The organism is Paraburkholderia sp. GW821-FHT02A12 (genome assembly GCF_059422005.1).
The window spans coordinates 1,292,047-1,313,094 of record NZ_JBWKWA010000002.1; the positions used below are offsets into that span (position 1 = coordinate 1,292,047).

Below are 21,048 nucleotides of genomic sequence, written 5' to 3' on the forward strand. Positions count from 1 at the left end.
GTGGGCGGCGACGCGGCCATGCGTGGCCGTTGGCGAGGGGAGGCAGTGCGGGGTTTGGATCATGCCGGATTATAAGGGGTGGCGGAAATAGTCCCCGCAGCCGGATGCGCGAAGCCCGCGTCGCCGTACGTGCGCAACACTTCGGCGATGATCACCTGATAGCCGTCGAGCCAGTTCGCCTGCGCGGCTTTCGCTTCCAGATGGGCCGGATGCTGCATTAACGCCTGCAACGCGTCGAGCGATTCCCAGTAGTACACGTTCGACGTCAGGCCGGTCGCCGCGTTTTCCCACGTTTCTTCGCCGAGATAGCCAGGAATGGCCTTCGCAGCAGTGGCGATTGCGTCGTCGAGGCGATAGAAGCGTTCGTCGAATTGCTTCGTTGCGAAGATGAAAGTGGAGGTGTACATGGCGGATTGTTTTGTACGATTACAAAGGTTTGCGCATCATAGCGCACGGCGGCGCATACGGTTTCCACCGCTATTTCCAGCGTTTTTCTCCGAATTTTCACGAGCGAAAATCCCCGCGCCAATGAGGTGCACGTCATCCACTGCAACGCTGTTTTGCGGTTTTCCCTCATTCTTTTCAGACGGCTATCACTTAAACTGCCAGTAACATTTTGTTACGGGGGTGTGCGAGATGTTGGCCGTATTCATCATTGCCTGTCCTATTTGCATCGCTGCGCTGTTCGGTTTTGCGCGGCGCGTGGATCCGTTGACAGGACAGTTCAAGCGTTAAATCCGAGCTTCAGGCGATTCCGTCGATTCCGCCGACTCACGAGCGGAGTGCGGGTCCGCCCGGTTTTTGCCGGCTTGTTTAGCCGATTCATCTCCTGAGTCTTGCTTTTGTGTAGCGACTCGCGGCACGATGCGCGATAAACCTGAATGGGGGCTGCATCGCGCATGCGAGATTCTCTGGCAAACATGGCAGCGCGCCTTGGCGTACTGAAAGGCGTCTTTCCTCTGGACCGAGCTGCGGCGGCGCGCGATGCGCTGGCCGGCGTGGAGCTCGCGTCGATGGATATTCCGCAAGTGCTCGGCTATGCGCGCATTGCCGGCATGCCTGCGGTGACCGGCCTTTACACCGTCTTTTTGCCACTGATCGCGTTTGCGTTTTTCGGCGCATCGCGGCATCTCGTGGTCGCCGCCGACTCGGCGACGGCGACGATTTTCGCGAGCCGGCTGTCGACCATGGCACCGGCTGCGAGTGCGGAGTATGCGGCGCTCGCCGCGATGGTCGCCTTGTTCACCGCCGCGTTGCTGCTCATCGCGCGGATCTTCAAACTCGGTTTTCTCGCCGACTTCCTGTCGCGCACCGTGCTGGTCGGTTTTCTGGCCGGGGTCGGCGTGCAGGTCGGCATTGCGATGCTGGGCGATATGCTCGGTTTGTCCGGGCATGCCGCGCGCAGCATCGATCAGCTTGCTCTGGTGGCGCATGACGTGGCGCGGACCAATCTGGCGACGCTCGGTATTTCCCTGCTGGTGGTCGTGTCCACTCTGGTGTGCAAGCGGTTCTTGCCACGCGTGCCGGTGCCGTTGATCGCCGTGGTGACGGGTATCGCCGCCAGCGACCTTTATGGTTTCGCGGCGCACGGTATCGCTGTGCTCGGCCCGGTGGAGGGCGGACTGCCGCGGCTGCGCATGCCGTCGATAACATGGCAGCAGGCGCTCGATCTGCTGCCGGTCGCCGCTTCGTGCTTCGTGATGATCGTCGCGCAAAGCGCCGCGGCGAGCCGCGTGTTCGCCGAGCGGTATCACGAACCTGTCGATACCAACGCCGATCTGCTGGGCCTCGCCGCCGCCAATGCGGCGACCGCGTTCACCGGCGCGTTCGTCGTCAACGGCAGTCCTACGCAAACGGCCATGGCCGACCGCGTCGGCACGCGCAGCCAGTTCGCGCAACTCGTGTTCGCGGTGGTGGTGGTCGCGGTACTGCTGTTCTTCAGCCGGTTCTTACAGTATTTGCCGCACTGCATTCTGGCCAGCATCGTCTTCACGATCGCCCTTGGCCTGATCAATCTGAAGACGCTGTTTTCGATTCGCCGCGAGAGTCCGGGCGAATTCACGCTGGCCGTGTTCACTGCCGCGGCGGTGGTGCTGATCGGCGTCGAGCATGGCATTCTGGTGGCGGTTGCGTTTTCGCTGTTGAGGCATGTGCGGCACAGCTACCGGCCGCACACCATGGTCCTCGTACCCGGCGACGACGGCATCTGGGTGCCGGTGCCGGCCGTGCCGGGCGAGCAGACTGCGCCGGGACTACTCATCTATCGCTTCGGCGCCGATCTGTTCTATGCGAACGACCACTTTTTCGTCGAAGATGCGCGCCATCTGATCGCACAGGCGCCGAGCCCGGTGCGCTGGTTCGTGATCGACGCGAGCGCGATCACGGACCTCGACTATTCGGCGGCGCGCTCGGTGGGCGAGCTATGCCAGACGCTGAAGCAGAGCGGCATTGAAGTGATCTTTGCCCGCGTGAACCGTTATTTGCGTTCGGATATGGACCGGCATGGCATCACGCCGATCGTCGGCGTGAGCTGCATTTTCGGCACGCTGCACGAAGCGCTGCGTATGGCCGGGGTGCATCAGCCGGGCGATCAGCTGAAAGACGCGCTATAGCGGCATGGACGGTATTGCAGGGCGGTAGGCGTGGCAGCCTCTAGATTCTCGAGGTCAGCAGCTTGATGCCGGCAATGCCGAAAATGACCGCAAGCGAACCGTCGAGCCAGCGGCGGATCGCGGCATAGACGCGCCGTGCGGACGCGGTTGAAAACAGCACGGCATAGCTGCTGAACACGCACACGCCGATGCACATGCAGCCGAGCACCACCGGCGCGGTATGCGACGTGCCGGCCGCAGGCGTTACCGCCAGCGACACGATCGACAGCCACACCAGGATCGCTTTCGGATTGGTGAGATGCAGCAGCAAACCGCGCAGATAGAGCCGTTTGAGCGGCTCGCCTTGCCGTGCGGCGCCCGCGGGCAGTGGTTCGGCGCGCAAGGCGGAGCGCGCGGATTTAAAGCCGAGCCACAGCAGATAGAGTCCGCCGGCGATCTTGATTGCCACCAGACATTCCGAGTAAGCCGCGAGTACCGCCGACAAACCCAGCGACGCCAGCAACGCCCAGAAGAACGAACCGGACACCACGCCGAGCGCGAAGGTGAGCGCGGCTTTTCTGCCGACGCTCATCGCCAGCGACATGATGGCGAGGTTGCTCGGCCCCGGGCTCGCGGTGCCGACGAAGTAGGCGCTATAGGCGATCAGGACGTCGGCGGTCAGAAAGGTGCTGGCGGTCATGGGCAATACCTTTGAGGAGACCGCGCGAGGCGGCGCGGCCGGAAGCGCGAAACGACACGCGAACAGGGATTCTGCCGGGCGGCGCGCGATTGTCACAGATACAGTTGAGGTCCTGCCCGGCAGGACAATCGGCTTCGCCGAGCGTGATCTATTGATCGATTCTGGTGCTGGTCAGGGCAAATATATATCGTTATTCAACACTTTTACTCGTGGTTAAACTTGCCGTTGCGCGCCCCGATGCGCGTCTCCACTTTCTTATCCGTGAGTTCTTCCACCATGAGCGTTGCCGAAACCGTTTTGCCGCCGTTCCATCTGGCGTTTCCTGTTCACAGCCTCGCCGCCGCGCGCGAGTTTTACGGCGAGCTGCTGGGCTGTCCGGAAGGGCGCAGCTCGGCGGAGTGGGTGGATTTCAATTTCTACGGCCACCAGATCGTCGCGCATCTCGCGCCGGAAGAGGCCGGGCATCGGCAGACCAGCGAGGTCGACGGCCACGCGGTGCCGGTGCGCCACTTCGGCGCGGTGCTGTCGATGGAGCAATGGCAAGCCGCGGCGGACAAGCTGCAGCAGGCAGGCATCGACTTCATCATCGAGCCGTACGTGCGCTTCAAGGGCGAAGTCGGCGAACAGGCGACGATGTTCTTTCTCGATCCGTCGGGCAACGCGCTGGAGTTCAAGGCGTTTGCCGATATGTCGTCGTTGTTCGCGAAGTAAGTCTGGCGGCACCAGTTGGTTCAAATCAAAAGGCCAGTCAACTGAAGGGTTGACCGGCCTCAGAACAGGAACGGGCTTGTGCATTGCTGCCGGGGCTTCGGCATGGTTCGACCGTCGCGCCCGCCTCAATCTGAGAATCGCTGATGGCGTTCGTGCTCACGACAACACGCACCTCATTTCCCCCTCCGTTGCGCACAGTCACTTTCATGGCGTGTACTCAAAAAATGATCGCAGCGCAGGCGCGATGAAGCCGACAGGCGCGGCGGGGTGCCGATGCCTCGAATATCAGCGCCCCTCACACTTTTCAGATATCTCCGATTTACGTCAGTAACAGACAAAACCAATCTCCCTTCAGAAGTTTGTTCAACCCTGAAGGAGGCTGGCGCATGAAAAAATAGCGCAATCAACGAAACAGCCTATCTGTTCGCGACAATCGGTTCGCTGACCACTCGAGGCGGACGGGTTACGACCGCAACCGGTGGCTACGCTATCGCCGGTCTGAATGTCGCACGGGTCGGTGATGTCGTGACATACCCGGACGGCAGTGAGGCGGTGATTATGGACGGGGCGGGTTTCGCGCTGGTGATCGGCAACCGGCCCGCTGCAGTGGTCGGCAGCAGCCTGAGCAATGGCGACCGGATCATCGAGACGCTGGTGAAGGACCACGGCATCGTCGTGCGTGCAGGCGAAACAATCGACGGGCTTTTCGATGCCAGCTACGTGCCGCCGCCATACACCGGGACGACATATCGTTTTGCCGTCAAAGGAGCGACAACCCGGCTCGGCGGTGTGCTGCGGGAAGCAACGAGCGACCACCCTATCCGCGAGATTCACCGTAATGCGGCCTGTGTCGGCGATTTCATCGAATATGCAGATGGCACGCGGGCACAAATCGTCACGGGCATTGGCCTGCCCGACAGGTCAGGTTTCCGGCCACTTGCTGTCGTTGGCAGCCTGCTCGATAACGGCGATGCGATTACCGACAGCCCCGATCGCGAAAACCATGCTGTGAGCCTTGTTCCAGTCCGGCTCGATGTTCCGGTTCACGGATCTGACGACGCTTTAGCACGACATGCGGGAGCCTGACCCAATGGCGATTTTCTATAGCGTCGTTGAAGATGATCCGCTCGACAGTGGAGAAAATAGCCGCGTCATAGATGGGCTCGCTAACTGCACGATCGAAGGTCAGGACGGGCGCCACAGACGAATGACGTTTCTTGGCCATATGGCGTGGTGCGACCGGTGCAAGAGTGCCGGTGAGATCGCTGCGGCTGCCGGATGCCTGGACAACCGGCGCATGTTCGATGCCACCTTGGGTCGATACCAGGCGCTAGGCGGCGATAAGGTAAGTGACGAAGCAACTAGGACGCATTTGCTCACGGGCCTGGCCGCGGTGAACCGCATACTACGTGGACTAGGACCGAAGAACTTTATAAGGTCCAGCGATGACGGTGATCGAGCGATAGGCTGTCTGCCTAACGTGACCAATCGGGTCCAGGAGGCGGCGCACGTCTGCGCTCCCGACACTGCAACACACACAATCTCTATTAGCGAAAAATTCTGCCTTATGCGCGACTGGTCAGCGTACGCAGATTCAAAAATATCGACACTCATTCATGAGGTCACGCACTTTCAGGACACGATGGCAACAATCGATCAAAAATATACAATCGTTCCGCAACTGAAAGATTGGGGACAAGCGCACCCTGACTTGGCAATTTCGAATGCTGATAGTGTCGCGGGGTACGTAATCTATGGTGACTAAAATTATCGGATTGCTGTTCGCAACGCTCTGTGTTTCGGCTCACGCATGTTCCGGCTCCCAAAATCTACCCGGTCAGAGTATCGACGTGGTTTTCACGAAGAATTCAAGTGCCATGAACGGCCTTGAGTTGCTGAAGCTGGCTAACTGGGCGGCTGATATGAAACTTGAATTTCCCATTCACGACGGGCTTTACATTGGGGGACTTGCGGAAGCATCGGAGAATTCGCCTGTTAAGCTCGCGGCGAATCGGGCGGAAGAAGTAAAACTTGCACTTGTTCAGTTCGGTCTTGTGCGAGCGCCGATCCACATCAGCAGTCGGATATACAAGCCGCTCGCCCCTAATGATATTGACCAGAACGGGCGTAGGGTCGAAGTTGAGTTGTCGCCGGGTTGTCCAGACAGTTGCTGCGATAGTCGATAACGCCGACACGCGCAGACTGAGTGTCGCGCAACAGATCTCGCCCTCTTTACGGTAACGGGGCGAAGTGGCCGCCACACTCAGGACCGGAAGACTCGGAGTGTGTCGGCCCACCGTATCGGCCACCCTTAAAAAACAAACCCGACGCCCGGAAAACGTGGAGTTGCTCAGCAGTCTGGGGCCGGTCAACGGAAGGGTTGGCCGGCCTTCTGTTTCAGCACTTAAACAACACCGATCTCCCGCCGCCAAACGTTTGCCAATCGCTAAGCAGCGTACCGCGAGATCAGCCCCATACTCTTTCATTAACCTTCCTGACGATTCCGCCATTTTCGCGCCATGCAGGCGTTGGTGCTACCGATCTAGCATATGCACTGATTCACCGGGAGAGGTGCGCGGCATAGGCTCCGGCAACATGGGCTCAGGTCATGTCACGTCTGCCGGTTTTGGCATGTCATAGGCTGAAGCAGCGCGACCGTCCAGTCACGGCGATTCAGTTCCTTACTTGCATTCTCTCGGGCGCGTTTCAATGTGGATCGTCAACGTAGCGCTAAAGCGGCCATACACGTTCATCGTGATGGCTATCCTGATCCTGCTGGCGACGCCGTTCGTGCTGTTGACAACGCCGGTCGACGTGCTGCCGGAAATCGATATTCCAGTGGTCAGCATCATCTGGACATACACGGGCCTGTCTGCCGAAGACATGGCCAATCGGATGACGTCGGTCAACGAGCGCAGCCTGACCACCACGGTCAACGACATCGAGCACATCGAATCGCAGTCGCTCGCCGGCATCGCGATCATCAAGGTGTTCCTGCAGCCGAACGCGAACATCCAGACCGCGATCGCGCAGACGGTGGCCATCGAACAGGCGCAACTCAGGCAGATGCCGCCGGGCGCCACGCCGCCGCTGGTGATCAGCTATTCGGCGTCGAGCATTCCGGTGATCCAGCTCGGCTTGTCGAGTCCGAAGCTCTCCGAGCAGGCGCTCAACGACACCGCGCTGAACTTCCTGCGCCCGCAACTCGTGACGATTCCGGGCGCCGCCGTACCGTATCCGTACGGCGGCAAATCGCGTCTGATTTCGGTCGATCTCGACACGCGCGCGCTGCTGGCCAAAGGGCTGACGCCGTCCGACGTGGTGAGCGCGTTCAATGCGCAAAACCTGATTCTGCCGACCGGCACGGCCAAGATCGGGCCGAAGGAATACACGATCAATATGAACGGCTCGCCGCCCACGGTGGAAGGGCTCAACGATATTCCCGTGCGCACGCTCAACGGCGCGACGACCTATCTGCGTGAAGTCGCGCACGTGCGCGACGGTTTTTCGCCGCAGACCAATATCGTGCGGCAGGACGGCCATCGCGGCGTGCTGATGTCGGTGCTGAAAAACGGCAGCGCGTCGACGCTGTCGATCGTCAACACGCTGCACGGCTTGCTGCCGACCGCGCGCGCGGCGCTGCCGCCGGACCTGAGCATCACGGCGCTGTTCGATCAGTCCGTGTTCGTGAAAGCGGCCGTGCAGGGCGTGGTGCGCGAAGCGCTGGCCGCCGCCGGGCTGACGGCCGCGATGATTCTGCTGTTTCTCGGCAACTGGCGCAGCACCTGCATCATCGCGATATCGATTCCGCTATCGATCCTGTCGTCGCTGATCGCCTTGCATGCGTTGGGACAGACCATCAACATCATGACGCTCGGCGGCCTCGCGCTGGCCGTCGGGATTCTGGTCGACGATGCGACGGTGACGATCGAGAACATCGAACGGCATCTGCATATGGGCACAAATCTGCACGACGCGATTCTCGAAGGCGCCGGTGAAATCGCGGTTCCCGCCCTCGTGTCGACGCTGTGCATCTGCATCGTGTTCGTACCGATGTTCTTCCTGACCGGCGTCGCGCGATATCTGTTCGTGCCGCTCGCCGAAGCGGTGGTGTTCGCGATGCTCGCCTCGTACGTGCTGTCGCGCACGCTGGTCCCGACGCTGGCCATGCTGTTGATGGGTCACGCGCACAAGCCCAAAGCCGATGCCGGACCGAACCCCTTCATGCGGCTCTACCATCGCTTCGACGCGGGCTTCGAGCGCATGCGCGGCGCGTACATCGTGATTCTCAGCAGTCTGCTGGTGCGCCGGCGTTTCTTCGCCAGCGTATTCCTCGGCTTTTGCGTCGTGTCGATGGGCCTCGCGTTCGTGCTCGGCGAAGACTTCTTTCCAAGCGTCGACGCGGGCGACATTCGTCTGCACATGCGCGCGCCGACCGGCACCCGCATCGAGGAGACCGCGCGTCTGGCCGACCGGGTCGAAAAGGTGATTCGCGAGGTGGTGCCGGGCAAGGAACTCGGCACGATCCTCGACAACCTGGGCTTGCCGTACAGCGGCATCAACCTCTCGTATAGCAACGCGGGCACGATCGGCACGCTGGACGGCGAGATTCAGGTGGCGCTCAAGCCGGAGCACAAGCCCACGCAAACCTATATGGACAGATTGCGCGCGCTGCTGCCGCAGCGCTTTCCGGGCGTCGAATTCTTCTTTCAACCCGCTGACATCGTCACGCAGATTCTCAACTTCGGCTTGCCCGCCGCGGTCGACGTGCAAATTTCCGGCACGGACCAGCAAGGCAACTTCGACATCGCCCGCAAGCTGCTGAAACAGGTGAGGATGATTCCGGGCACCGTCGATACGCACATTCAGCAAAAGCTCGACGAACCGGCGATCAATCTTCAGATGGACCGCACCCGCTTGCAGCAACTCAATCTGAGCGCGAGCAACGTGGCGCAAAACGTGCTTATTTCCTTGTCGGGCAGTTCGCAGACGTCGCCGGGCTTCTGGTTCAACAACCGCAACGGCGTCGAATACAACGTCGCGGTGCAAACGCCGCAATATCGGATCTCGTCGATCGACGAACTGTTGCGCACGCCGGTGTCGGGTTCGGCCACCGGACCGACGCAACTGCTCGGCAACCTTGTGCGCGTCGCGCCGCAGAACCAGTTCGCGGTGGTCACGCACTACAACATCAGGCCGGTGATCGATCTGTACGTGAGCGTCGAAAAGCGCGATCTCGGCAGCGTGGCGAATGAAGTCGACAAGCTGGTCGACAACGTGCGGGCTTCGCTGCCGCGCGGCAGTCAGATCACCGTGCGCGGCCAGGTGCAGACGATGCGCAGCTCGTTCTTCGGTTTGGGGCTCGGCGTGGCGATGGCGATCGTGCTGGTGTACCTGCTGATCGTGGTGAATTTCCAGTCCTGGGTCGATCCGCTCGTCATCGTCAGCGCGTTGCCGGCGGCATTGGCCGGCATCGTGTGGATGCTGTTCCTCACGGACACGCACCTGAGCGTGCCGGCATTGACCGGCGCGATCATGACGATGGGCGTGGCGACCGCCAACAGTATCCTGATGGTGTCGTTCGCGCGCCATCGGCTCGCGGCCGGGTCGCCGCCGCTCACCGCCGCGCTCGAAGCCGGCGCGAGCCGGATCCGGCCGGTGCTGATGACTGCGTTCGCGATGATCATCGGCATGATTCCGATGGCGCTCGGGCTCGGCGAAGGCGCCGAGCAGAACGCGCCGCTCGGCCGCGCGGTGATCGGCGGTTTGCTGTTCGCCACCGTGTCTACGCTGTTTTTCGTGCCGCTCGTGTTCGCGGGCATTCATGGCCGCCTCGCCCGGCGCCGCGGCAACGGCAGCGACGGCGGCAATGACGGCAATGACGGCAATGACGGCAATGGCGGTGCCGGCGGCGCACATCACGACGGCTCCGCGCCGGATCGCGGCGGCGATGGCAAGCACGCGTAACGTTAAATGACGGCTGACTGAGATGACCGAAAAAACTCATGCATCGCTAGCGATCCCTTCGCGAGAAACCGAAGGCGGCCACGCATTGCCGCCGCGCAATCGCGAGTGGAAGCGCGCCAGGATCGCTGTCTGGATCGTCCTCGCGTTGCTCGCCGTGGGCGCGCTGCGCACGGTAGTCGTGGATGTTCTGCAAAGCCGGACGGTGGCCGAGACGACGAGGCAGAACGCGGTCCAGTACGTCAACGTGGTGAGCCCGACGCAAACCGAAGGCGGCGGCAATACCTTGCTGCCGGGCACCTTGCGCGGCAACGTCGAATCGCCGATCTACGCGCGCTCGACCGGTTATCTGCTGCACTGGTACGCCGATATCGGCACGCGGGTGAAGCAGGGGCAATTGCTGGCCGATCTCGATACGCCGGAAATCGATCAGGAACTCGCGCAGGCCTTGGCGCAGCGCCAGCAAACCAGCTCGAGTCTCGGTCTCGCGAAGAGTTCGCTGGAGCGCTGGCAGCAGTTGCGTCAGCGCGATGCGGTCTCGCAGCAGGAGCTCGACGAACGGCAAAGCGCCTACGCGCAGGACCTCGCCAATCTCGCCGCCGCCGACGCCAACGTGCAGCGCTTGCGGCAGCTCGAATCGTTCAAGCGCATCGTCGCGCCGTTCGCGGGTGTCGTCACGCAGCGCAATGTCGACGTCGGCGATCTGATCGACGCGGGCAGCGGCACGAGCCGCGCATTGTTCGCGCTCGCGCAGTCGGACCCGCTGCGCGTTTATGTGCAACTGCCGCAGGCGTACGCGCAGAACGTCGCTGATGGACAGAACGTGGTCGTGACCCAGGCGGAACTGCCGGGGCAGCAGTTTCACGGCGCGATCACGCACATCTCCGGCGCGATCGACGTGCCGACCCGCTCGCTGCAAGTCGAAGTGACGCTGCCGAATCCCGACGGCAAGCTGCGCCCCGGCGCGTATGTGCAGGTTGCGTTGCCGGCCGCCGCCCATGCGCGCCTGATGGTGCCGGGCAATGCGCTGCTGTTTCGCGCCGAAGGTCCGCGGGTCGCCGCGGTCGACGCGAATGGGAACGTGCAGTTGCGCAAGATCGTGATCGCGCAGGATCTGGGGCAGTCGCTCGAAATCGAAAGCGGGATCGAGGCGAGCGACAAGATCATCGTCAACCCGAGCGATTCGATCGCGGATGGCGATCATGTGCAGATCGCGCAGCCGCAGACAAGCGGCAAGGAGGCGCCGTGAATCCGGCGGCCACTTGCCCTTGCCGCGCGGCAGCCATGCTGACGGCCGCCGCGAGCGCCGCGTTGCTGGCCGCGTGCACGGTCGGGCCCGATTATCAGCGGCCGCAAGCCGAGGTGCCGCCGACGTGGCAAACGGATTCCTACTGGCGCGTGGCCGCGCCTTCGCACGCGCCGATCGCGCCTGACTGGTGGAACGGCTTCGGCGATGCGACGCTCGCCACGCTGGAAACACAGGCGCTCGCGCAGAATCAGACGCTGGCCGCGGCCAGCGCGCACTATGCGCAGGCCAAGGCGACGCTCGCCAATATCAGCGCGCAACGGATTCCCGAGGTCGATCTGGCAGCGTCGGCGTCGCGCTTCAGGATTTCGAAGAGCCGTCCGCTCACCAACTACGCCACGCCGACGCAGTCGACGGTACAGGACAATCTTCAGCTCGGCGCGTCGATCAACTACGACACCGATCTATTCGGCCGGATACGTCGCCAGGTGGAGGGCGCGACGGCCTCGGCGGAGCAATCGGCCGATGACCTCGCCAACGCGCGGCTCGTGCTGAGCACCGACCTCGCCACCAGTTACTTTTCGCTGCGCGAGCTCGACGCCGAGATCGACGTGCTGAATCAATCGGTGCAGTTGCAGCAAAAGGCGCTCGATTATGTGACGTCCCAGCATGACCTCGGCGCGGTGTCCGGGTTGAACGTGTTGCAGCAGAAAGCGCAACTCGATTCGACTCGCGTGCAGGCGCAATTGCTGTTGAATCAGCGCGCGCAATTCGAACATGCGATTGCCGCGCTGGTCGGCGTGCCCGCGCCGCAGTTCGCGATCGAGCCCAAGGTGCTCGACGCGCAGGTGCCGCCGATTCCGCTCGGCTTGCCGAGCGACGTGCTGCAGCGCCGTCCGGATGTCGCGTCGGCAGAACGCGCGATGGCCGCCGCGAATGCGCAGATCGGCGTCGCCAAAGCGGCGTTTTTTCCGAGCCTGACGCTGACGCCGGGCATCGGTTGGGAGAGCACGCAGTTCGCCAGTTTGCTGAGCGCGCCCACCTTGATGTGGACGCTCGGCGCGGCGGTCGGCCAGGTGCTGTTCGACGGCGGCCGGCGGGCGGCGAACCTCGACTTCGCGAGCGAAGGCTACAAGGCCACCGAGGCGAACTATCGGCAGACCGTGCTCAACGCATTCCAGCAGGTGCAGGACGGCATCACGGGCCTCTCGGTGCTGGACGGCGCGGCGAAGCAATCGCAGGAAGCGGTGACCGATGCGCAGCATCTGCTGTCGCTCGCCAACGACCGCTATTCGGGCGGCCTCGTCGCCTACCTCGACGTCATCAACGCACAGCAGCAGTTGTTGACGAGCGAGCGTCAGGACGTGCAGATCCGCGGCCAGCAGATGACTTTGTCGGTCGCGCTGGTGAAGGCGCTCGGCGGCGGCTGGGAGGCCGCCTTTGGGCCGGCCGGCAATCTCGCCAGCCGGCCGGCGCAGGATACGAAGGAGGCGATGGCTCCCGCAAAGTGAGCCGCATACAGGATGGCATGGGCAGGCAGAAAAGAGGGTGGCGAAGCGTTTCGTATAATGCAGACACAAGGGGACGCGCATGAAATTGCTGATCGTTGAAGACGAGCACAAGGTGGTGGACTACCTGCGCTCCGGTTTGACAGAGCAGGGCTGGGTCGTCGACGTCGCGCTTGACGGCGAGGAAGGCATGCATCTGGCGACCGAATTCGATTACGACGTGATCGTGCTCGACGTGATGCTGCCCAAACGCGACGGCTTCAGCGTGCTGAAGGCGCTGCGCATGCGCAAGTCGACGCCGGTCATCATGCTGACCGCGCGCGATCATGTGAACGACCGCGTGCGCGGCCTGCGCGAAGGCGCGGACGACTACCTCACCAAACCGTTTTCCTTTCTCGAACTGGTCGAGCGCCTGCATGCGCTCGCGCGCCGCACGCGTTCGCAGGAATCGACGCTGATCTCCGTCGGCGATCTGTTTGTCGATCTGATCGGCCGGCGCGCGACGCGCGACGGCGTGCGTCTCGACCTGACCGCCAAGGAATTCCAGTTGCTCAGCGTGCTGGCGCGCCGGCACGGCGACATCCTGTCGAAAACGGCGATCACCGAACTGGTGTGGGACGTGAATTTCGACAGCCATACGAACGTGGTCGAAACCGCGATCAAACGCTTGCGCGCCAAACTCGACGGCCCGTTTCCTTCGAAGCTGCTGCACACCGTGCGCGGCATGGGCTATGTGCTCGAAGTGCGTGACGAGGCCGAGCAGCCATGAACCGTTCGATCGCCCGCCGCCTCGCGCTGATGTTCGCGCTCGTTGCGCTGTTCGTGTTCACGCTGGTAGGCACGGGGCTGTTTCTGGTGTTGCGCACGCAACTCGAACGTCACCTGCGCGAGTCGCTCGACGGCCGCACCGAGATCGCGCGCATCATCGTCTATCACGCGGTGACGCCGGAAAAATGGCGCATGGCGCGCGAGAAACTCACCGACATGACGCCGCGCGACGGCAGCACCGTGTATTCGGTGGCGAGCGCCGATCCGTATTTCCACTACGGCAAGCCTGTCGAGGGTCCGGTGGTGAGGAGCTGGCAGGGCGGCTATACGCGCATTTCGCCGGCCGGCGGCGGTTCGGACCTGCTCGCCATTACGAAGACGATACCTGCTTACGGCGCGCGTCCGCCCGTGCAATTGCAAGTCGCCGCCAGTTGTTCGCCCAACGTGATCACCATGCGCGTGTTCGGTTTGGCGCTCGCCGCGCTGTCGGCGTTAGGCAGTCTGGCCGTGCTCCTGCTCAGTTATTCGGTGACGCGGCTCGGCCTCGCGCCGTTGACGCGCCTGACGAGGGAAGCCTCCGAGGTGAGCCCGAACAACCGCTCGCAGCGCCTGAATACCGCGTCGCTGCCGCACGAGTTGAATGACCTGGCCAATTCGTTCAACGGCGCGCTCGAACGGCTGGACGGCGCGTATGGCCGCCTCGAATCGTTCAACGCGGACGTTGCGCACGAGCTGCGCACGCCGGTGACGATTCTGATCGGGCAGACCGAAGTGGCGTTGACGCGCAACCGTTCGGTCGACGATCTGCGTCACACGCTGCAATCGAATCTCGAAGAGTTCGAACGCATGCGCACGATCATCAACGACATGCTGTTCCTCGCCCGCGCCGATCAGGGCGAGCGGGCGACCGGTCTGGTCGAAGTGTCGCTCGCCGCGGAAGTCGCGCATACGCTGGAGTTTCTCGAGATTCCGCTCGAGGAAGCGCGCGTGCATGCGCAACTGCACGGCGATGCAATGGCACGCGTGAACCGTTCGCTGTTCGGCCGCGCATGCACGAATCTGCTGATGAACGCGATCCAGCACTGCGCGCCCGGCACGGCGATCACCGTGACGATCTCGCGTGAAGCGGATCGATTGCGGGTGGCGGTGGCCAATCCCGGCGAGCCGATCGAGCCCGCGGTGCTCGAACATCTGTTCGACCGCTTCTATCGCGCCGAGGCGTCGCGCACCAATAGCCGCGAAAACCACGGGCTGGGTCTGGCGATCGTCAAGGCGATTGCGGAGATGCATCGCGGCATGGTGTCGGTGGAAAGCGCGCACGGCATCAACACGTTTGCGTTTTCGATTGCGGTGTCGCGCACGGAGAGCGACATGCCGGCGGCGCGCTCGAATGCCGGCGTGCTCGCTGAAACTGCGAGTTACTCGTCGCTGGTAAAGGGCAAATCGGCCTGAACAGGCAAACGTTGCTTGAGCGGTTGCGCATTGGCCGGCGTCAAGGCGCTCACGCGCACGCCTAGCAGCCGCAGCTTGCGGTTCAGTTCCACCCGCCTCAGACATTCGGTTGCCGCGCGCCGTATCTCGACGGCATCCGCGGTCGGTTCGTCCAAGGTCAGATCGCGCGTGACCGTGCGGAAGTCGTCGTAACGCAGCTTGATGCCCACGGTCCGGCCCACGTAACCCTTGCGCACGAGGTCTTCCGCGACCCGCACGCACAAGCCGGTAAACGACGCGGACAATGCCGGCCGGTCGTGACGCGGATGCAGATCGCGTTCGAAAGTCGTTTCGCGGCTCATCGACTTGGGCTCGGATTCGACCACCACCGGCCGCTCGTCGTAGCCTTGCGCGACTTGCGTGAGCCACGCCGAATAGCTGCGGCCGAAGTTGTCCTGCAACAGCCCCAGGTCCGCCGCCGCCAGATCGCCTACGGTGGCGAGGCCGAGCGCGGTCAGCTTTTCCGCCGCCTTCGGCCCGATTCCGTTGACCTTGCGCACCGGCAGCGGCCAGACCCGCAGCGGCACGTCGGCGGGCGTCAGAATCGTGAGGCCGTCGGGCTTGTCGAGCTCGGAGCCGATCTTCGCCAGCAGCTTGTTCGGCGCCACGCAGATGGAGCAGGTGAGGCCGGTTGCCTGATTGACCGCCTGTTTGATGCGCGCGGCAATCTCGCGCGGCTCGCCGGGCAGGTCGGTGAGGTCGATGTAGATTTCGTCGATGCCGCGGTCTTCGATCCGGTCGGTAAACGTGGCGACCGTCGTTTTGAACAGACGCGAGTAGTGGCGATACGAATCGAAGTCGGTGGGCAGCAGAATTGCGTCCGGCGCGAGCACCGCGGCTTTCATCATGCCCATTGCCGAGAACACGCCGAGCGCGCGGGCTTCATAGGTCGACGTAGTGACCACGCCGCGACCCGCGTAATCGCGCAGCCGTGCGAAGCGGCGAGTGCCGTCTTCCAGCGTTTGCGGCGCGCTATTGCGGCCGCCGCCGATTACCACCGCCTTGCCGCGCAGTTCCGGATAGCGCAAAAGCTCAACCGACGCGTAGAACGCGTCCATGTCCAGGTGCGCGATGCGGCGGCTTGCAGAACTCATGGATGGCGGAAACAAAATGGCAGCAGCGACAGCAGCGGGGCAGGGACGTCAGCGCCTCGCCGGTGCTGCCGCGCGTACGGCTTGCTGCGTCGGGCGTCCGGACGCGCTCGGAATGCTTCGCCGCGCGCCGGATGCCAAACCATCATAGTACCTTGCTCCGCCTGGGCAAGGCACCGTGCTGCTCACTGTTACTGCTTGATGCCTTCAGCCTGGATATTCAGCGTGGTCAGCATCTTGAAGCCGTAGGTCTTGCCGAAGTCGACGCCGAAGTCGTCGCGATTGAACGTCGCGGTCGATTCCGTGCCGCACACTTCGCGCTTGAGCATCGGGTTCACGAAGCACTTGAACGATTCGATCTTCAGGTTGACCGGCTTGGTCACGCCATGCATTGTCAGCGTGCCGATCACTTCCACCGGCTTGTCGCCGTCGAAGCGAATCTGCGTGCCCTTGTAGGTCGCGGTCGGGAACTTCGCCGTGTCGAAGAACTTGTCCGTGACCAGTTCAGAGTCCAGCTTGTCGTTACCGATATCCATCGAGCTCATATCGATCGTCACGTCGACCGTGCCGGTCTTCGCCGCGCGATCCAGCACGACGGTGCCGCTGCTCTTCCTGAACTTGCCGCGCCAGATCGACAGGCCGCCGAAGTGGTCGGTTTCGAAGCTCGGGTACGTGTGCGTCGGGTCGAGTTGGTACGTGTCGGTGGCCATTGCGTTGAACGACATGGCTGCGGCGAGCGCGCCGGCGGCGAGCAAAAGTTGTTTCTTCAAGTTCTTCTCCAGGTAATACGAAAAAAAGCGCAAAAAAGAGGCGCAAAAAAAGCAACAAAAGGGGCACCAGAAGAGGCGCTAAAAAAGGCTCAACAGAGGCGCGAAAGAGTGCGAGGTCGCCTGTTCGCGTCAGTTACTTCTTCGCAGCGACGATGTGAAATTTGATGACGACTTCGTCGGCGACGACCGACGTGTCTTTCCATTCGCCAGTGCCGACATCGAACTGCGAGCGCTTGATCGGCAATGAGCCGTCGAAGGTCTGCGTCGCGCCCTGGCTGGCGATCGTGACCGGCACCACGACGGTTTGCGATTTGCCCTTGATCGTGAGCTTGCCGGTGATCTTGTACTGATTGCCGCCGGCCGGCGCGATCGCGCTCGACACGAACGTCGCGGCCGGATAAGTCGCGCTATCGAACCATTCCTTGCCTTGCGCCTGCTTGTTGTAGTCGTCGGCGCCGAGGTCGTAGCTGCCGGTATCGATCGACACGTTGGCGCTGCCGGCGGTGGGCCTGGCCGGATCGAAATTCAGCTGCGCCGAGAACTTTTTGAACTTGCCGTCCACCGGCACGTTCATCTGTTTGGTCGTTGCGACGACGCTGCTTTTGCTCGCGTCGACATCGGCGTGCGCGAGCCCCGCGCCGAGGATGGACAGGGCGGCAACGCCGGCGAGAATCGAGTGAGAGAGGTTTGATTTCATAGTGGTACGCATCCTATCGAACCCGCGCGCGTTAATTGAATACCGCTGGGAATTTGATTGCCAACATGCCGGAGCGAATCGTTCCTTACTTGAGGAGCGGAATCATGCGCGCGAGCAATCCGTCGCGATCGACGAATTGATGCTTGAGCGCCGCCAGCACGTGCATGGCGACCAGCGCCAGCAGCGTGTAATTGAGCAGCACGTGAACGGTGCGCAGCGTGGCCTTGAGCGCCTGATCCGGGCCGATGAGCGTGGGCAGCGGCACGATGCCGAGATAAACGACCTGAATGCCGGCGGCGGAGCTATACAGGTAGCCGGATAACGGAATCGCCAGCATCAGCAGGTAAAGCACGCCGTGCACGAGATGGGCCGCAGCCTTCTGCCACATGGGCGTGGCGGCTTGCAGCGCCGGCCCGCGGTGCGTGGCGCGCCACAGTACGCGCGCTACGGCCAATACGAATACCGTGACGCCGATCCACTTGTGCCACGAGAAATACTTCAGCTTGGTCGGCGTGAAGCCGGGGATATCGGTCATGATCCAGCCGATATAGAACCCGCATACGATCAGCAGTGCGATCAGCCAGTGCAAGGCAATGGCCGGCCCGCTGTAGCGGTCGATATCCGAAGGAAGGGAATTCATTTTTTCATGCTCGCCTGGTGTGTGTGCGCGTGTGCCGCGTGTGTGTTGCGTGTGTGCCGCGTGCCGCTGTAGCGCGTGCCGCGTGCAAGTGCGGATAGTAGGTAAGACAGTGAAAACTGAATAGGCGGATGCGGGAGAACAGATTGTTGTCGTGGTGAAGCTAATGTGGCCGGAGTCAATCGGTGCGTGCTTCTTCACCGCGGCTATATGCGGGCACGGGTGCTTCGTCGGCGCGCGCCGGTAGTGCGGCTTTGACGGACCACCACGCCATCGCGAGGCCGCCCCCCACTTCGGGTATCCTGCGGCATTCACCCTTCATCGCCACGCGTCAACCCACCTGGAATCTAGTTAGTGAGTCCCATTGTCCTGTCCTGGGGTATCGCCGCAGCCGCCACGGCCGGCGTCATCACCCGGCCTTTCAAATGGCCTGAAGCCGTCTGGGCCGTAGCCGGCGCGCTACTGCTGGTCTCGCTCAGGCTTTTGCCGGTCGAGCTGGCAATCCAGGCCGTTGGAAAAGGCACCGACGTCTACCTGTTTCTGTCCGGCATGATGGTGCTGTCCGAAGTCGGCCGCCGCGAAGGCCTGTTCGACTGGGTCGCCGTGCTGGCCGTCAACCACGCGAAAGGTTCGCCAAAAAAGCTGTTCCTGCTGGTCTATCTGGTAGGGGTGGTCATCACCGCATTCCTCTCCAACGATGCCGCCGCGGTGGTCCTCACGCCCGCGGTGTTCGCCGCCGCCAGGAGAGCGAAAACGCATCCTCTGCCGCTGCTGTTCGTGTGCGCGTTCATCGCGAATGCCGCCAGCTTCGTGCTGCCGATCTCGAATCCGGCCAACCTGGTGTTGTACGGCAATCACACGCCCGCGCTCGGCCTGTGGCTGATGCGCTTCACGCTGCCTTCGCTGTTGTCGATCGCCGCCACCTACGCGCTGTTGCGCTGGACCCAGCGCGAGGCGCTCGCGGGCGAGTGCGAGGCGAATCTCGAACCGCCCGAGTTGTCGTCGAGCGGACGCGTCGCGCTCGCGGGCATCGCGGTTACCGCCGTCGTCCTGCTGACGGTCTCCGCATACGATATCCCGCTCGGCCTGCCCACCGCGATACTTGGCGCGCTGACCGCCACGGTCGTGCTGATTCAGGAGCGCAAGTCGCCGCTGCCGATGATCAAGGAAATCTCGTGGAGCGTGCTGCCGCTGGTGGCCGCGTTGTTCGTGCTGGTCGAAATGCTCGATCACACCGGCATCATCACCACGCTGGCAGGTATCGTGCAACGCGCGACGCAACACAGCGAACTGGCGACGGCGGCGTCGGCCGGCGGCATCATCGCGATCGGCGGCAATCTGATGAACAACTTGCCGGCCGGTTTGATCGCAAGCTCGACGCTGATGCAGGCGCACAGCCCCGAGCGGGTGATCGATGCGCTGCTGATCGGCGTCGATCTGGGCCCGAATCTGTCGATCACCGGCTCGCTTGCAACAATCCTCTGGCTCAACGCGATCCGCCGCGAGGGCGAAGACGTGAGCTTCATGAAGTTCCTGAAAGTCGGCGTCGTGGTGATGCTGCCGGCCCTCGCGCTGGCGCTTGCTGCGCGGATTCTGACCGGTTGACCGGCGCGCGGGCCTGTTCGTCGTCGCTCAGATGCCGCGAGACGGCGCCGGCGTCCGCCGACGTTTTGCGGGCGCGCGCCGGCATCGTCGGCGGCGCTCGCGTCACGTGTATCTCCGCGTTTCTCATTCACGACGTTTGCTACCGCCGCGTGCCGGCCGAACGCAGCGGGAGTGCAGTGTCCGCTGTTTCAGCGGTCAGTTCGAGCGCGCGCAGCGCCGTTTCGAGCCGCTCGAGCCGCGCACGCTGCGTCGGCATCAGCCATGGCTTCGGAAACTTGCTGAGGCGATTGCGCCAGTACGAAAGCGGAATGCGATCGTTGGTGGAAATCATCTGGAACACGTGTTCCAGATGGGCAATCTCTTTGTCAATGTCTTGATAGCTCATCTAACGTTCCGGTAGGTGGATCGGATGCGCCTCGCGCCAAATGTGCAGCAAGCCGCGTTCCTCCCCGCGCTGACGATGCGCTGACAATCCGCTTAAAGTGGGGCGCTATTCGTCTGATGTATCGCCGCCCATCGGCTCGCCCATCTACCGGTGGCGCGAAACGGAGAGTGCGCGGAGAGTGTGTCGGGCACGGGCACCGTCTCGCTGGCGGCCTGATCGAACGGTGTGTCGTCAGGTTCGATGCGGCCCCAATGAATGCCGATGGCGTTTTTTGCATGGACCTCGTTGAAAATCTGCGCTGCTTCGGCAGGGTGGGGTGAGGGTAGGCGCCGATCAAGAACGGAGTGCAACGCATGAAACCCTGCGCGCGCACACAGCGGCGGCACGGGCCTGGAACTTGCGGTCGTCGAGCGGATTGCGCGGCTGCACGGCGGTAGTGTGCAGTTTCATGCGCGCGAGGGCGGCGGGCTGGAGGTGTGGGTCGTGCTGCCGCTCATCGAGCGAGCGGGGTAGAGGGTGGAGGGAGAGCGGACCACCGTTCGGAGCGGGCTACGAACCCCCTGTCATGATCTGTAAAACCGGGACTCGATCAACCCTTGTCCAGCCACGCATCCAACCCGACCCGGAATGCCACGCCTGCGATAACGGGCACGGTCATCATAAGGATGATGCCGAAATTGGGAACGGGGTCGCCATAAGCGATCGTGTCATACAGCACGACGGTTGAGACGATGACGAACACGATCAAGCCGACGGCGATCATCAAAACATTGCGTGTCGCAATGGACAGCCGCTTGTGGTTTTGCGGACTCTCCACAGTGCTGGCAGCGGGTTTTTTTTCGTGTTCGGCAGACATGATGGTTCCCGGTGCTTGAGGTCGTGTT

General features: G+C 62.6%; 20 protein-coding genes and 1 pseudogene. 13 read left to right on the forward strand and 8 right to left on the reverse strand.

What is annotated here, in order from left to right; translation table 11 throughout:
• Positions 1-59: 59 nt before the first annotated feature.
• A complete protein-coding gene (locus tag AC07WT_RS27185) occupies positions 60-407 on the reverse strand; it encodes an antibiotic biosynthesis monooxygenase family protein (protein ID WP_494949323.1) in 348 nt (115 codons plus the stop codon).
• A gap of 492 nt (positions 408-899) precedes the next feature.
• On the opposite strand from AC07WT_RS27185, the gene AC07WT_RS27190 reads away from it, so the two are divergent.
• Positions 900-2,612 (forward strand): SulP family inorganic anion transporter, encoded by a 1,713-nt coding sequence (locus tag AC07WT_RS27190; protein ID WP_494949324.1) that lies wholly within the window; start codon positions 900-902, stop codon positions 2,610-2,612.
• Positions 2,613-2,652: 40 nt separating this feature from the next.
• Here the strand turns inward: AC07WT_RS27190 and AC07WT_RS27195 are convergent, their stop codons facing one another.
• Positions 2,653-3,291, reverse strand: coding sequence for a LysE family translocator (locus tag AC07WT_RS27195; protein WP_494949325.1), 639 nt, complete (start codon positions 3,289-3,291; stop codon positions 2,653-2,655).
• Here AC07WT_RS27195 and AC07WT_RS27200 point away from each other — a divergent pair.
• The 10 genes from AC07WT_RS27200 (at position 3,290) to AC07WT_RS27245 (ending at position 14,940) form a co-directional block, all read left to right on the forward strand.
• Positions 3,290-3,508 (forward strand): hypothetical protein, encoded by a 219-nt coding sequence (locus AC07WT_RS27200; protein ID WP_494949326.1) that lies wholly within the window; start codon positions 3,290-3,292, stop codon positions 3,506-3,508. The genes AC07WT_RS27195 and AC07WT_RS27200 overlap by 2 nt on opposite strands.
• A 59-nt stretch (positions 3,509-3,567) precedes the next feature.
• Positions 3,568-4,002: a VOC family protein gene (locus AC07WT_RS27205; protein WP_494949327.1), complete on the forward strand. Its 435-nt coding sequence runs from the start codon at positions 3,568-3,570 to the stop codon at positions 4,000-4,002.
• A gap of 441 nt (positions 4,003-4,443) precedes the next feature.
• Entirely contained in the window at positions 4,444-5,088 is a 645-nt protein-coding gene (locus AC07WT_RS27210) for a PAAR domain-containing protein (RefSeq protein ID WP_494951052.1), read from the forward strand.
• Between the two features lie 4 nt (positions 5,089-5,092).
• Entirely contained in the window at positions 5,093-5,767 is a 675-nt protein-coding gene (locus AC07WT_RS27215; RefSeq protein ID WP_494949328.1) for a M35 family metallo-endopeptidase, read from the forward strand.
• Positions 5,768-5,879: 112 nt separating this feature from the next.
• Complete coding sequence (locus tag AC07WT_RS27220) at positions 5,880-6,188, forward strand: hypothetical protein (protein ID WP_494949329.1); 309 nt, start codon at positions 5,880-5,882, stop codon at positions 6,186-6,188.
• Between the two features lie 523 nt (positions 6,189-6,711).
• Entirely contained in the window at positions 6,712-9,969 is a 3,258-nt protein-coding gene (locus AC07WT_RS27225; RefSeq protein WP_494949330.1) for an efflux RND transporter permease subunit, read from the forward strand.
• Positions 9,970-9,991: 22 nt separating this feature from the next.
• Entirely contained in the window at positions 9,992-11,215 is a 1,224-nt protein-coding gene (locus AC07WT_RS27230; protein ID WP_492591464.1) for an efflux RND transporter periplasmic adaptor subunit, read from the forward strand.
• Positions 11,216-11,250: 35 nt separating this feature from the next.
• Positions 11,251-12,723, forward strand: coding sequence for an efflux transporter outer membrane subunit (locus AC07WT_RS27235; protein WP_494951053.1), 1,473 nt, complete (start codon positions 11,251-11,253; stop codon positions 12,721-12,723).
• 79 nt (positions 12,724-12,802) lie between these two features.
• Positions 12,803-13,489 carry a heavy metal response regulator transcription factor gene (locus AC07WT_RS27240; RefSeq protein ID WP_494949331.1) on the forward strand — a complete coding sequence of 229 codons (687 nt, stop codon included), beginning with the start codon at positions 12,803-12,805 and terminating at the stop codon, positions 13,487-13,489.
• Positions 13,486-14,940, forward strand: coding sequence for a heavy metal sensor histidine kinase (locus AC07WT_RS27245; RefSeq protein ID WP_494949332.1), 1,455 nt, complete (start codon positions 13,486-13,488; stop codon positions 14,938-14,940). Before AC07WT_RS27240 ends, AC07WT_RS27245 begins: the two co-directional genes overlap by 4 nt.
• Here the strand turns inward: AC07WT_RS27245 and dinB are convergent.
• The 4 genes from dinB to AC07WT_RS27265 form a co-directional block, all read right to left on the reverse strand.
• Positions 14,907-16,073 (reverse strand): DNA polymerase IV, encoded by a 1,167-nt coding sequence (gene dinB, locus AC07WT_RS27250; RefSeq protein ID WP_494949333.1) that lies wholly within the window; start codon positions 16,071-16,073, stop codon positions 14,907-14,909. The genes AC07WT_RS27245 and dinB overlap by 34 nt on opposite strands.
• A 188-nt stretch (positions 16,074-16,261) precedes the next feature.
• A complete protein-coding gene (locus tag AC07WT_RS27255) occupies positions 16,262-16,840 on the reverse strand; it encodes a YceI family protein (protein ID WP_494949334.1) in 579 nt (192 codons plus the stop codon).
• Positions 16,841-16,973: 133 nt separating this feature from the next.
• Positions 16,974-17,537 (reverse strand): YceI family protein, encoded by a 564-nt coding sequence (locus AC07WT_RS27260; RefSeq protein ID WP_494949335.1) that lies wholly within the window; start codon positions 17,535-17,537, stop codon positions 16,974-16,976.
• A gap of 85 nt (positions 17,538-17,622) precedes the next feature.
• Positions 17,623-18,177, reverse strand: a complete 555-nt coding sequence (locus AC07WT_RS27265) for a cytochrome b (RefSeq protein ID WP_494949336.1) — start codon at positions 18,175-18,177, stop codon at positions 17,623-17,625.
• Between the two features lie 351 nt (positions 18,178-18,528).
• On the opposite strand from AC07WT_RS27265, the gene AC07WT_RS27270 reads away from it, so the two are divergent.
• On the forward strand, positions 18,529-19,779 hold the full coding sequence (locus AC07WT_RS27270) for an arsenic transporter (protein ID WP_494949337.1): 1,251 nt from the start codon (positions 18,529-18,531) through the stop codon (positions 19,777-19,779).
• A 139-nt stretch (positions 19,780-19,918) separates the two neighbouring features.
• Here the strand turns inward: AC07WT_RS27270 and AC07WT_RS27275 are convergent, their stop codons facing one another.
• Entirely contained in the window at positions 19,919-20,164 is a 246-nt protein-coding gene (locus AC07WT_RS27275; RefSeq protein ID WP_492593251.1) for a hypothetical protein, read from the reverse strand.
• A 363-nt stretch (positions 20,165-20,527) separates the two neighbouring features.
• On the opposite strand from AC07WT_RS27275, the pseudogene AC07WT_RS27280 reads away from it, so the two are divergent.
• Positions 20,528-20,677 (forward strand): annotated as a pseudogene (locus AC07WT_RS27280) (ATP-binding protein); the annotation flags it as partial.
• Positions 20,678-20,753: 76 nt separating this feature from the next.
• Here AC07WT_RS27280 and AC07WT_RS27285 read toward each other — a convergent pair.
• Positions 20,754-21,020 carry a hypothetical protein gene (locus AC07WT_RS27285; RefSeq protein WP_494949338.1) on the reverse strand — a complete coding sequence of 89 codons (267 nt, stop codon included), beginning with the start codon at positions 21,018-21,020 and terminating at the stop codon, positions 20,754-20,756.
• Between the last annotated feature and the right edge of the window lie 28 nt (positions 21,021-21,048).